Source organism: Flavobacterium sp. MMS24-S5 (genome assembly GCF_050320125.1).
GTDB classification, from domain to species: Bacteria; Bacteroidota; Bacteroidia; order Flavobacteriales; family Flavobacteriaceae; genus Flavobacterium; species Flavobacterium tyrosinilyticum.
In genome coordinates, this window is sequence record NZ_CP190016.1 from 5093180 (window position 1) to 5106171 (window position 12992).

Below are 12992 nucleotides of genomic sequence, written 5' to 3' on the forward strand. Positions count from 1 at the left end.
TATGTTAATCCAATTTTTAAGCATCTTACTCGTATTTTAAGTATTTTAAAACATCCACTTTTGTTACTTGATAGGCCTTTGCTAAAACTATTGTCAGCGTAAGGAATAACAAAGACACAAAAGCAAGAAAAAAGGGTAGGAGAGTGATATCTATTCGGAATGGGAAATTTTTAAGCCATTTCTGCAACAATAAATAAGCAGGAACAATTCCGATTAAGAAACCAATTATACAGAAGATCACGTATTGTTTAGACAATTCTTTCAGTAAAATATTGGTTTCGGCGCCAAGTGTTTTTCTGATTGCAATTTCTTTTAATCTTCTTTCCATAGAAAAAGAAGCTAGGGCAAACAGCCCGAAAACGGCAATTAGAATTACAACAACATTCAATAAAGCAAATAAGTTTCTTTGATCTTCGTATTTTTTATAAGTGCGCGCAAAATTTTTGTCTACAAAACTGTATTCAAAAGGATATTCGGCATCTACATTTTTGGTTCAGAAATTCTTAAGGGAAGAAATTGTCTGTTGCATATCTTTAGGAGAAACCTTTACCGTAATAGATTCGATATTTCTCTGTGTCCATTTTTGGGCATTGATATGAAAGAAGATCATCGGACTAATTTCTTTATCAAGACCAGAACAATGGAAGTTCTTTACCACTCCGACAACCTTATATTTTTCGCCTTGCCAGTCGATTATTTTGTCCACAGGATTTTTTTCGTTCATTGTTTTAGCTGCCACTTCGTTCAGTAAAACATTAGAAATCGTATCAGAAACCAGTTTATTGGTCAGGAATCTTCCTTTTAGCAATTTAACGCCTAACATTTCCAGCATTCCAAAATCTGAACCCAATTGCTGAATGATAACTTCCGGATTATTTTTATAATGCAAACCGCCTCTGGAGCTCCAATCATTTCCAATAGAAAAAGCTGCTGCAGAAACCGCTTCAACACCTTGAATTTTCTTCAGTTCTTGTTTTATGCTTTCGTATCGCTCAAATTGACCTTTGTCTTTTTGTGCTCTAAAAGAGATATTTATTAACTGGGACCCATTAAAGCCTAAATCTTTTTCTACCATAAATTGAACTTGCTGATACACAACAATAGAACCGATGATAAAGAAAACAGCAATTGAAAATTGTAAAACAAGCATGGCATTTCTAAGCCATAAACCGTTTTTGCTGTGCGAATAATTTCCTTTTAGCACATTCAAAACCTCAAAATTTGAAATATAAACAGCAGGAAAAACACCGCTTACAATAATCACAAGAACAAAGATTACAACAAGCTGAAGATAAAATTGAGATCCCGCAAGAACCAATTCTTTGTTTAAAAACTGATTGTAAAAAGGCAGAGAAACTTCGACAATTACGAGTGCCAATAATAAAGCAAAAAGCATGGTCAAAGCAGTTTCAAATACAAATTGAAGCACAATCTGTCTTTTTGTAGCACCAATAATTTTTCTCACACCCACTTCTTTTGCACGTTTTATAGCATTAGCGGTAGCTAAATTGATATAATTGACAATTGACAGTAATAAAATGACAATAGACAATCCCATTAAGATTCGTAAAAACTGAAGGCTTCCTGTTTCTTCTGGAAACGGATAGCTTTCATTGTGGAGCCTAGAATTTTCAAATGGAACTACTATGGTTTTCAAAGGTTCTCCGTATGTTTTTATAAACAGTTCAAGCGTCATGCCTTCATTTCGTGCTTGTCTTTTATAATTTTTTTCTAAGAATATTTCATCTAGCGCTTTTTTTGCCAGTGGAGCATCACTCTTTTTTTTCAATTTTAGCACTAAACCATAATTGAAGCCCCAATGATCTTTATTTCTTTCAAGACTTTCTTCAATGCTGTTGGTAACCACATCTGGCATGACAACCGATTTTCCAGGTATTTTATAAACACCACGAACTATATAGGTTCTGTCATCATATTTTACCTGTTTTCCAACTGGATTTTCATTCTTAAAAAATTTAAAAGCAGTTTCTTCAGAAAATACAATGCTTTGAGGTTCTTGAAGCACAGTATTGGGATTGCCGTATTTGAATTGATAAGGAAAAAAAGAAAAGAAGCTTTTTTGTGCAGAAAAGATTTTATCTACAATTTCTGTTTTGCCATTATATTGAATCGTCTCCTTTGAGTAATAATCAGTAAAATAGCAATAATTTTCTACGTATGGAGTAGACGATTTTAGAAGTGGCGCTGTAATAGCAGAGTTTGTAGCAAAAATATTTCCTTTTCCCACATTATTCATAACAATAAATGTTTTATCCTTTTCGGGATTCCATTTATCATACGAATATTCGTCGTTCCAGTACAGCGTTGCAAAGATTAGACCTGCAATTCCGATACTTAAACCAAGAATATTTAAGATGCTGAAAAGCTTGTTATGCCTTAATTGATATATAAATATATTGATCCAATTCTTAAGCATAAACTAGTTGTTAGCAGTTACCAAAACGTCCACATTTCTATGATTTACTTTTTCAGAAAGAATTTCGCCATCTTTCATTAAAATAGTTCTTTGCGAGAAAGAAGCGTCATAATCGGAGTGTGTTACCATCAAGATTGTCGAACCGCCGGCATGAAGATCGGTCAATAATTCCATAACCTCATTTCCGTTTCTGCTATCTAGGTTTCCTGTTGGCTCATCGGCCAAAATAATTTTCGGATTATTGATTAAAGCTCTCGCTACAGCCACACGCTGTTGTTGTCCTCCTGAAAGCTGCTGGGGAAAATGTTTTAATCTGTGCGCAATTCCTAAAATTTTTGCGATCTCGTTTACTCGCGATTTTCTTTCGGCAGATGGAACATTATTATAAATCAAAGGCAATTCGATATTATCGAAAACAGATAATTCGTCAATTAAATTGAAGTTCTGGAAAATGAATCCGATGTTTTCTTTTCGGGCTTGCGCTCTAGATTTTTCCTTTAAGCCCACCATTTCCTGATCAAGAAGTTTATAACTTCCGCTAGAAGCACTGTCCAGAAGTCCAATAATGTTTAATAAAGTCGATTTTCCGCTTCCAGACGGCCCCATAATCGATACAAAATCGCCTTGATTGATGGTTAACGAAATTTCGCTTAATGCTTTGGTTTCTAATTCCTCAGTTCTAAATACTTTTGAAAGTTTTGTAATGGTAATCATAATTGGACTGTTTTAATTTTTGATTGATTTCTTTTAAAATTTTTATGCCCTTTGGAAATGACAGAAACAAGTCTGAAAATTAAGATAAATTATTTTTAATTTATCGCTATTTATTTTGTTATTTGTACTTCCGAAAGGGGTTAATAATTAATGATTTACAAGTTCTAATGTGATTTTCGTGCCAGTAAATTAAACATTGTAAACACCTTGTTTTTAAGGGATTATTTTTAAATAAAAATTTAAACTGTCCATAAGTGGACACCTTTCGTCCAAAACTGAACAATAATGAAAAAGACCAACGCATCTATTTTAATTATCGACGATCAGGAAGACATTCTTTTTGCATCAAAAGTCTATCTGAAAAAGTATTTTGAAAACATTTATACCCTCAATAATCCGAAAAATATTGTCGAATTATTGGCAAAAAATGCCATTGATGTTGTATTGTTAGACATGAATTATAGATTGGGATTTGAAGATGGAAGGGAAGGTTTGTACTTATTGAAAGAAATAAAAACGCTTTCGCCTAAAACGGTGGTAATTCTAATGACGGCTTTCGGAAAAGTAGAAACGGCTGTTGAAGGTTTAAAATCGGGCGCTTTTGATTATATCTTGAAACCTTGGGAAAATAAAAAGCTTTTAGAATCAGTAAAACAAGCAGTTGATAAAGCCCGAAAAGAACAAAAGAAAACTAAAGACATTGAGATAAAAGAAGACTTTTTTGTTGGCAGTTCTGAAATTATAAAAAAGGCCTATTCGCTGGCAGATAAAGTGGCTAAAACCGATGCGAATGTTTTGATTCTAGGCGAAAACGGAACAGGGAAATTCGTTTTGGCACATCATATTCATACACAATCCGAAAGAAAAAATCAGCCTTTTGTTGCAGTTGATTTGGGGGCTTTAAATTCTAATATTTTCGAAAGCGAATTGTTTGGTTATGCCAAAGGCGCTTTTACCGATGCTAAAACGGATACAGCGGGACGTTTTGAAATGGCACAAAACGGAACTATTTTTTTGGATGAAATAGGAAATGTACCACTTCATTTGCAATCAAAACTTTTGCAAGTTATTCAAACCAAAATGGTAACAAGATTGGGTGAAACAAAAGCAAGACCTTTAAACGTTAGAATTATTACAGCAACCAATTTGAACTTAAAACTAGAAGTTGCCGATAAAAACTTCCGTGAAGACTTGTACTATCGCATCAATACGATGGAAATTATTTTGCCTCCGCTAAGGGAAAGGCACGAAGATAAGATTCCTCTTGCCGAATATCTTTTGGACAAAATGATTGAAAAATATAGCCGTGACGAAATTACGTTTGATAAAAAAGTATTGGAACAGATTGAAAAACACGCCTGGAATGGAAACATTCGCGAAATGGAAAATAAGATTGAACGTGCGGTTATTCTTTGCGAAAACAACACCATAACGGTTTCTGATCTGGATTTAGAAACGATAACGCCTTACGAGGAAAACTCAGATGATATTCAGCTTTCTTCGGTTGAAAAAGCAACGGTCGAAAAAGCACTTCTTAAAAACAACAACAATATCAGCAAAACGGCCGAAGAACTGGGCTTGTCAAGAGGTGCACTTTACAGACGTTTGGAGAAATTTAATATCAATATTGACTAATTATGTTAAGGACTTTACAAACTTATAAACTCCTTTTTCTGCGATTAATTTTTATCGTGATCGGAATCGAATTGTCGCTGTATTTCTTTAGAATTGGTTTGCTTTTTACGGGAGTTTTTGGACTCTGTATGGTTTTTCTGCTTGGGAGGGAAATGTATTTTTATGTTAGAAATATGGTCTTGATTTATAACAAAACCATCTCTTCGATATTGCAGGATGATTTTAGTTCCGATTTCTCTAAGCATAAATTCAACAGTACTTATAATGAGCTGTTTACTTTGTATGAAACCTTAAAAAACAAGCAAAATGAGCAAGTTACGAGAGATATTATTTATCGTTCGATTTTAAACAATATAGAATCGGGTGTTATTATTTTGCAGAAACAAGAAAGCGATTGGAGTATTTTTTTAATGAATGATTATTTTTCGAGTCATTTCAACGTACCGAAAGTTTCGAAATGGAGATATCTTAAAAATCAGTTGCCTTCTTTGTGTGAAATAATAGAAGAAGATGATTTTCACGAAATTAAAACTTCAATCGAGCTTAGCATAAACGAACAAAGCAAACAGACTTTTGTTTTGCAGGCTTCACGAACTGAAATTTTCGGACAGGATTATTTTATTGTTTTGCTGGATTCGATTCAGAATGTGGTAGAGAAAAAAGAAAAAGATGCTTGGATTAATTTAATGAAAGTGATTTCACATGAATTGCTAAATTCTATAACGCCAATTCGTTCGATTTGCCAAAATTTGGAGGATTTAGTAGAGCAGGATTCACTTTCTACAGAAGACTTAGAAGACATAAAAAACAGTGTGCAGACGATGCTGAGACGAAGCGATCATTTGCAGAAATTTGTCGAAGGGTACCGAAAACTGGCTATGCTTCCTTCTCCTAAAAAAGAAAAAGCAGAATTACAACATTTGGTTGACAATTGTATTCAGACTATGAATCCGTTGTTTAAGAAAAATAATATCGAAGTAACCAATGCCGTTGCTCCAAACATTTTGATCAATGTCGATTCTCAACAGATAGAACAAGTGATAATCAATTTATTGACGAATTCAATTAATGCTTTGGAAAACAGTAATCTAAAACAAATTTCGATTTCGGCGGAAGCCAAAAACAATCGTATTTTTATAAAAGTTTCGGACTCTGGAAAAGGAATCGAAAAAGAAATTGAAGAAAAGATATTTCTTCCCTTTTTCACCACCCGAACTGAAGGAGCAGGAATCGGACTTACTTTGTCTAAAAATATTATTGAAGCACACGGCGGTTATATTTCGCATAAAAGCGAAAATAATACAACTGTTTTTGAGATTTCTTTGGTTGAAGATTAACAGAATAACGGTTAAAATATCTTTTTAAAATTTGGATAATTTTTTTTGTTTAAATTTGTGAAAGAGGAGTTGCAATTTGACTCTTGTAAATAATAATAATATTAAAATAATGAGTACAAATCCAACTTCAGCAATAGCTTCTGGCTTTCTTAATGATCTAAAAACACAAACTGCTGATTCTCATAAAAAATTAGAAGAACTTCCGGTTTCCATGTCAATTATGTCTCCAGACATGAAAATTGATGAATATGCGAAATACTTAAATTTGATGCATGACGTTCATCAAGATACAGAGGGAACTATTTTTCCTTTGTTTACAAATCTAATCGACGATTTAGAACAAAGAAGAAAAAAACAGCTTATAGAAGCAGATCTTTCATTTTTAAATTACGAATTGACTCCTTCAGAGAAAGTTTTTAAGACCAAAGATATTTCGGTTCCTTTTGCGCTTGGTATTTTGTATGTAGTAGAAGGTTCCACACTGGGCGGAAGGTTTATTTTAAAGAATGTTTCAAAAGTACCACAACTTTCAGGAGATAAAGGCGTTTCTTATTTTAATGGTTATGGAGAAAAAACGGGAAGTTTCTGGAAATCTTTCTTGAATTTTCTTTCTGAATATGAACAACAAAATAATTGTGGAGATAGTATTATAGAAGGAGCTGTATTTGCTTTTGATAGTATTTATAATCACTTTGAGAGCAAATAAAAAGAATGAAAATTAAGGATATAGTTAATCGCGATATCGTTACGTTAACCAACTGCGAGCATGAACCTATACACATACCAGGTCAGATTCAGCCTCACGGTTTTTTGCTTGGTATAACACTGCAATGGAAAATAGATTTCTGTACAGAAAATGTTGCTGCTTATTTTGGTATTTCCCACAATCAAATGTTAGGAAAAGATTTTGCAACAGTTTTTGGAGTTACCGCCGAAAATGAAATTTTAGCTTACACAAACGGAGATGAGTTTAAAGACGCTTTTCCTCTGGAGATAGAATTGTTGGGTAGCTTATTTCAAATAAACATTCATAAAAGTGAAGGAATTTACATTCTTGAAGCTGAATTACTGTTTGCAGATCAAGAAAAACTCGCTGATGCTTACAAACAAACGATTCAGTTTGTAAGTCAGATGAATAAAACTACTTCGCTTAAAGATCTTTGCGCCCTTGTAGCACAAGGAACGCGTGAAATTACAGGTTATGATCGTGTCATGATTTATCGTTTTGATGAACAATATAATGGAGAGGTGTTTGCCGAAGATTGCAGAGAAGATCTAGAACCTTTTTTAGGATTGCATTACCCTCATACCGATATTCCAGCCCAAGCAAGAGAATTATATATTAAGAATCTGTTGAGGCTGATTGTCGATATTGATTATGAGCCTGTACCAATTTATACGGTTGATGATAAAGAGGGAAAAAATCTCGATTTAAGTCTTTCTATTTTAAGAAGTACATCGCCGATTCACGTAGAATACCTTAAAAATATTGGAGTGGGCGCAACATTGACGATTTCTCTTATTCATCATGGAAAATTATGGGGACTAATTGCCTGTCATCATTATTCAAAGAAAAATATATCTCCTGAAATTAGGCTTGCAGCAAAACTTCAGGGACAGTTTATTACTTCTCAAATCGATATTAGACAATCTAATGATGAGTATCTTAGTGCCCAGAAAACGAATTTAGCATTAGAACAGTTGACTAGCTTGGAGCTTCCTGTTTTAAAAGAGTCTTTAGAAAAAATTGTTAGTACACCACAATTGTTAGAAATCGCAAATGCTTCTGGTGTATCTATTATCACTAGAGATAAAATCTATAAAAATGGTTTAACGCCATCTGATGAACAAATTATTGATTTACTCAGACATCTCAAAAGTAAAAAGAATACTGATTTTTTCTCAACGAATAAGATTAGTGACCATTTTCCAGAATTTGATGAAAATTCTAATTTCGCTGGAATTATTTACCATTCACTAGGTAACAATGGGCATGTAATATGGTTTAGACCAGAAACGATTTCAGAAATTAAATGGGGAGGCAATCCAGAAAAAAGAATTGTAAAAGACAGTAAAGGACTCCATCCAGGAAACTCATACAATATTTATAAACAAATAGTAAAAAATCAAAGCAGTAACTGGAAACTTTATGAAATTAATGCTGCTTCTCAATACACTCATACTTTGTACAATCATTTGATTTTGATTATGTTAAGTGAAGAGGAAGAGAAGTATCGTAGTCAAAGTGAAATTTTGAAAGAAACCAACTCTGAGCTTGAAAACATCAACTGGATCAGTACGCATGATTTGCAGGAACCGTTGCGTAAAATTCAGCTAATTACTTCGAAAATGCTTTCGGAACTAGATGTTATTTCTACAGAATCAATTTCAAATTCTTTGCAGCGCGTTTCTAAATCTGCCAACAGAATGAGCGGCTTGCTGGAAGATATTCTGAAATATACCCGTATAAAAAATACAAGAGAGAAGCTGGAAGAAGTAGATTTAAACAAAATACTGAAGTCTACGATTAAAGAGATGCATGAAACTATCGCAGAAAGTAATGCTATAATTGAGCATGAAAATCTTCCGGAAGTTCACGCTATCAGTTTTTTAATGCGCCAGTTGTTTAATAATATTCTTCAGAATTCAATCAAATATGCTTCCTCAGAAAGACAGCCTAAAATTGTAATCACAGCTTCTCAGGAACCTGTTATGATACACGATAGATACAAAGTATATTGTCACTGGGTTCGTTTCTCTGATAATGGTATTGGTTTTGAACAGCAATATGCAGAATCTATTTTTAAAGTTTTTACAAGACTTCACACGCAGGAACACTATACAGGTTCGGGCATTGGACTTGCTTTATGCAAAAAGATTATGCAGACAGTTGGAGGAGATATTCAAGCAGAAGGGAAACCAAATCAAGGTACTGATATTATTATTTATTTCCCTTGCGATCCCGAAGACACGCTTTTACCTTTGTAAATAAGTTTTTTTTCACGCAGATTCAGCGGATTTAAATAGATTATAAAATAAAATCTGCTTAAATCTTTTTAAATCTGCGTGAAATCTTTTAAAATATTAGTTTTTTCTAATCAGCATTTTTAATTTTTTACTTTTAAAATTGACTTCAGAAATAATGGTTGCCGAGAAAATTAAAGTTCCGCCCAAAAGCAGTCGCCACGAAAGGTTTTCTCCTAAAATAAAAAACGCTCCGATTGCCCCGAAAACAGGTTCAAACAAATAAATAACCGCTACACGTTCTGCCGATAAATAACGCTGTGAAATGTTTGAAACCGTGTACATAAAAGCTGTAGAAAACAAAGCGCAGTAAACAGCACCAAGCCAAAACGTATCGTTTTTAGGGAACCAAACAGCTTGCGAATCTGTAAGTGCAATACAAAAAGTAAATAAAGCACAAAACGCAAACATAGGAACAATCGAGTACAAAAGATTTTTGGCAGCAGAATGTTTTTCGACAGAAATTAGATAAACGGCAAAAGCAAATGCGCCAGAGATGGTAAATAAATCGCCAATGTTTATGGTAAATTTATCTGTTATAGCAATAATAAATAATCCCGTTAAAGCAGTGAGAGCGGCGATCCAAATCTTTAAAGGCGTATTGGTTCTGTAAATCGCCAACTTCAACATCGGAATAATAATTACTGTCAGTCCTGCGATGAAAGAACATTGTGAAGCGTCGGTATATTTTAACGCGGTTGTCTGTAATTGAATTCCTAAAAACATAGGAATGGCAAGTATAAAACCGGTTTTAATAGCTTCTCGATTAATGTCTTTAACGTATTTCCAAAAAACAATGCTCAATACCATTACGGCCAGCAGGAAACGATAAAATAAAAAAATGTTGAGTGAATAGTGGCCAATTGCCATTTTGGTAACGGAGTAAGAAACTCCCCAAAAGGCAGTGCCAAGAATTAATAGAAACAATATTAGCTGTCTTCTTTCCATTTTAAATCAATACTTTTTTCATCATTAAATCAGTTTGCTCGTCGTTGCCTAATCTAAAAATATGGGTGTCAAATTGTACAAAACCATTTTTAGTATAAAAGCTTACTGCCCTGAAATTCTTTTCCCAAACGCCCAGCCACATGTAAGTAGCTTTTATTTCTTGGGCAATTTCTTCTGCTTGAGCGTACAACGCCTGCGCGACTTTCTTGCCATGAAATTCATGTGCTACATAAATACGTTCTATTTCTAAGGCGTTTAGATCTTCTTTTTCGGTTTGAGCATTGGCTGTATTCAATTTTAGGTAACCCACTACTTTTTCGTCTAAAACAGCCAAATAGAAATAAGATGACGGATTGTCGAGTTCGGCAGCCAATTTTGCTGTTGCGAAGCTTTCATCCAGATATTTTTTCATGTTTTCTTCGCTGTTTACATCGGCAAAGGTTTCAGAAAAGGTTTGTCGGCCAATTGCTTGAAGTTTTAAAACGTCATCAGTTGTGGCTTTAGTTATTTTTAGCGTGTTCATTTTTTATTTCTTTAATGCGTTAAAAGCTATTTTTTGTTTGCAATAAATGCGTAAATTGCATCAATGGATTTACAGCAGATTAAATATTTTTTGGCTTTGGCCCGCGAACTTCATTTCTGGAACACCGCCGGAAAAATGAATATTACACAATCGGCACTCAGCCGTCAGATTCAGTCTCTTGAGAATCAGCTTGGCGTTCAGTTGTTTGAGCGTAACAAACGTAATGTCAAACTTACTGCTGCCGGTCAGTTCTTAAAAGAAAAATGGGAGGTTGAATTGAGTAAACTGGAGTTTATTCACCAATCTGCCCGCCAGATTCAGTTGGGGGAGAGTGGTACGATTACCATTTCTCATCCCGATTCTATTTCGGCTTCTCTTATGCCCGAAATTTTGTCGCGTATTTCAGAAGCTTTTCCAAAACTAAAAATCAAACTGGTTCAGGTGCTGTACGAGAATCAGCAAGATTTTCTGCGAAATTATAAAATAGATCTGGCGATTACCAGAGATATTAATAATGCAAAAGACATTCAATCCCAAAAAATACATACCGATCATTTGGCGGTTGTGGTTCCAGCAGATCATCCGTATCAAACCCCTGAGGATCTGACTAAAGAAACACTTGCGTCTCAGAAGTTTATTTTACCAACCAATGATGAAGGCAGCAGTTACAGCGATATTATCCGAAGATTGTTCCATTCTTTGGAGAACGCGCCAGAAGTATATCTTCATTCTGAATTTGGTTCTTCTATAATCGCTTTGGTTCGTAAGGGACTTGGAATCGCCATTTTACCCGATTCGTATGTCTTTCATGAAATTCCGGGAATCCGATTTATCAAATTACCGCTCGAAACCGATTTATATGTCAATTGGAGAACGGAAGATCATAATCCTGTGCTTTCCAATGTTTTAAAATTGATTATTCCGTAAACCTTTAAGCTCTTAGCATTCCGATATGCGGAATTCCGTCTTCATCATACACTTCACCTTGTTCTACAAATCCCAAAGATTGATAAAACTTGGATAAATGGTATTGCGCACTGATTCGGATTGGACCTTTTCCAAATTTTTCTTCACATCCCGCAATCGAAGCTTCCATTAGTTTTACTCCTAAACCTAATCCGCGATGCGATCTTGCAATGACAACTCTTCCGATCGAAACTTCATCATACGATACTCCTTTTGGAAGTAAACGGGTCACACCTGCCAATTCGTTATCTACATAGTACAACAAATGAAAACCTTTCTGGTCTTTATTGTCTAAATCGAGATAAGCACAATTTTGTTCGACCACAAAAACGTCGCTTCTTAATCGAAGCATATTGTACAATTCGTGATTGGTTAATTCGTCAAAAGATTTAATGGAATGGCTGAATGTCATTTTTTTATTTAGGCTTTAATTTTTGACAAAGATAAAAGCCTGAGTAATGATATAAAATGCTATTTTTTTATCATGTGATGCTGGAAACGCATTAGTTTGTTTAAATTCCAAATTTTAAATTCCAAATTCCAAACTGAAAACTTTGACAATGTTTTAAACTTTGACAAAGTTATAGGAGCAGTTTGTGTCAACAGTTTGTCAATTCCGAGGAACGAGGAATTTCCGCAAGTAGCTCCGTACAGAATGTCTCCAATCTTTGTCGAATCCCGCGTGTGATTCCTCGTTCCTCGGAATGACAAGATTGCGTAAATATTCTATGTGTTAGAAACTAGTTTCTTTCAATTTTCTTTTTTTGAGAAATAAAAATCTATGTTTCTATGTGTTTAAAACAAAAAAACTTTGTCAAAGTTCTAAATTTTGACAAAGTTGTATCCAATTTGTGTAATATATTTTTAATGAGAAACCGCCTTTAAACCAACAATAGAACCCACCAATGTTGCTAAGAAAAACAATCTCCAGAAAGCTGCAGGTTCTTTAAAAACAAAGATACCTACTAGAACCGTTCCAACAGCACCAATTCCTGTCCAGACAGCATAAGCAGTTCCTAGAGGAAGCGTTTCTGTAGCTTTCATTAATAAAAGCATGCTTACCGTTAATGATATAAAGAAACCAATATACCAATAATACATTTCGGTTCCAGTAGTAGCTTTTGCTTTTCCAAGACATGATGCGAAGGCTACTTCAAATAGACCCGCGATGATTAAAATAATCCAGTTCATATAGTTAAAATTTTGTGATGCAAAGTTCTTTTATGGAAATCAGAAAAAAATTAACAAATGATAAAAAATGAAAGTTATTTTAATCTGTTTTACTCAAGAATTAAAATCTAACTTGATCTGCTAAAATCTTTTATAATCTGCGTGAAATACTTTTTGCATATGATTTTTTCACGCAGATTTACACAGATTAAAGCAGATTTGTTCAGATTTAAATGGA

At 34.1% G+C, this 12992-nt stretch carries 12 protein-coding genes; 5 read left to right on the forward strand and 7 right to left on the reverse strand.

Features of this window, described 5'->3' with window-relative positions; all coding sequences use genetic code 11:
* Nucleotides 1-25 precede the first annotated feature (25 nt).
* From ACPWTF_RS23400 to ACPWTF_RS23410, 3 genes are all read right to left on the reverse strand, one after another.
* The gene (locus tag ACPWTF_RS23400; protein ID WP_427873451.1) at nucleotides 26-388 is read right to left on the reverse strand and encodes an ABC transporter permease; all 363 of its coding nucleotides are present in this window, start codon (nucleotides 386-388) and stop codon (nucleotides 26-28) included.
* 105 nt (nucleotides 389-493) lie between these two features.
* Nucleotides 494-2437, reverse strand: a complete 1944-nt coding sequence (locus ACPWTF_RS23405) for an ABC transporter permease (protein ID WP_427873453.1) — start codon at nucleotides 2435-2437, stop codon at nucleotides 494-496.
* A gap of 3 nt (nucleotides 2438-2440) precedes the next feature.
* Nucleotides 2441-3151 (reverse strand): ABC transporter ATP-binding protein, encoded by a 711-nt coding sequence (locus tag ACPWTF_RS23410; RefSeq protein WP_250835859.1) that lies wholly within the window; start codon nucleotides 3149-3151, stop codon nucleotides 2441-2443.
* A 285-nt stretch (nucleotides 3152-3436) separates the two neighbouring features.
* On the opposite strand from ACPWTF_RS23410, the gene ACPWTF_RS23415 reads away from it, so the two are divergent.
* The 4 genes from ACPWTF_RS23415 to ACPWTF_RS23430 all read left to right on the forward strand — a co-directional run bounded on the left by ACPWTF_RS23415 (nucleotide 3437) and on the right by ACPWTF_RS23430 (nucleotide 9111).
* On the forward strand, nucleotides 3437-4786 hold the full coding sequence (locus ACPWTF_RS23415) for a sigma-54-dependent transcriptional regulator (RefSeq protein ID WP_427873455.1): 1350 nt from the start codon (nucleotides 3437-3439) through the stop codon (nucleotides 4784-4786).
* Nucleotides 4787-4788: 2 nt separating this feature from the next.
* On the forward strand, nucleotides 4789-6123 hold the full coding sequence (locus ACPWTF_RS23420) for a sensor histidine kinase (protein ID WP_427873457.1): 1335 nt from the start codon (nucleotides 4789-4791) through the stop codon (nucleotides 6121-6123).
* A 109-nt stretch (nucleotides 6124-6232) separates the two neighbouring features.
* A complete protein-coding gene (locus ACPWTF_RS23425; protein WP_427873459.1) occupies nucleotides 6233-6829 on the forward strand; it encodes a biliverdin-producing heme oxygenase in 597 nt (198 codons plus the stop codon).
* Nucleotides 6830-6834: 5 nt separating this feature from the next.
* The gene (locus tag ACPWTF_RS23430) at nucleotides 6835-9111 is read left to right on the forward strand and encodes an ATP-binding protein (protein WP_427873460.1); all 2277 of its coding nucleotides are present in this window, start codon (nucleotides 6835-6837) and stop codon (nucleotides 9109-9111) included.
* A 96-nt stretch (nucleotides 9112-9207) separates the two neighbouring features.
* Here ACPWTF_RS23430 and ACPWTF_RS23435 read toward each other — a convergent pair whose 3' ends face one another.
* Nucleotides 9208-10095 carry a DMT family transporter gene (locus tag ACPWTF_RS23435; protein WP_427873462.1) on the reverse strand — a complete coding sequence of 296 codons (888 nt, stop codon included), beginning with the start codon at nucleotides 10093-10095 and terminating at the stop codon, nucleotides 9208-9210.
* Nucleotide 10096: 1 nt separating this feature from the next.
* On the reverse strand, nucleotides 10097-10618 hold the full coding sequence (locus tag ACPWTF_RS23440; protein ID WP_427873464.1) for a GNAT family N-acetyltransferase: 522 nt from the start codon (nucleotides 10616-10618) through the stop codon (nucleotides 10097-10099).
* A 63-nt stretch (nucleotides 10619-10681) separates the two neighbouring features.
* Between ACPWTF_RS23440 and ACPWTF_RS23445 the strand changes: the two genes are divergently transcribed.
* Nucleotides 10682-11545 carry a LysR family transcriptional regulator gene (locus ACPWTF_RS23445; protein ID WP_095927506.1) on the forward strand — a complete coding sequence of 288 codons (864 nt, stop codon included), beginning with the start codon at nucleotides 10682-10684 and terminating at the stop codon, nucleotides 11543-11545.
* Nucleotides 11546-11549: 4 nt separating this feature from the next.
* Here the strand turns inward: ACPWTF_RS23445 and ACPWTF_RS23450 are convergent, their stop codons facing one another.
* Together ACPWTF_RS23450 and ACPWTF_RS23455 are read right to left on the reverse strand one after the other, a co-directional pair.
* On the reverse strand, nucleotides 11550-11996 hold the full coding sequence (locus ACPWTF_RS23450; RefSeq protein WP_427873466.1) for a GNAT family N-acetyltransferase: 447 nt from the start codon (nucleotides 11994-11996) through the stop codon (nucleotides 11550-11552).
* 452 nt (nucleotides 11997-12448) lie between these two features.
* Entirely contained in the window at nucleotides 12449-12775 is a 327-nt protein-coding gene (locus ACPWTF_RS23455) for a DMT family transporter (RefSeq protein ID WP_026728926.1), read from the reverse strand.
* Nucleotides 12776-12992: the final 217 nt, after the last annotated feature.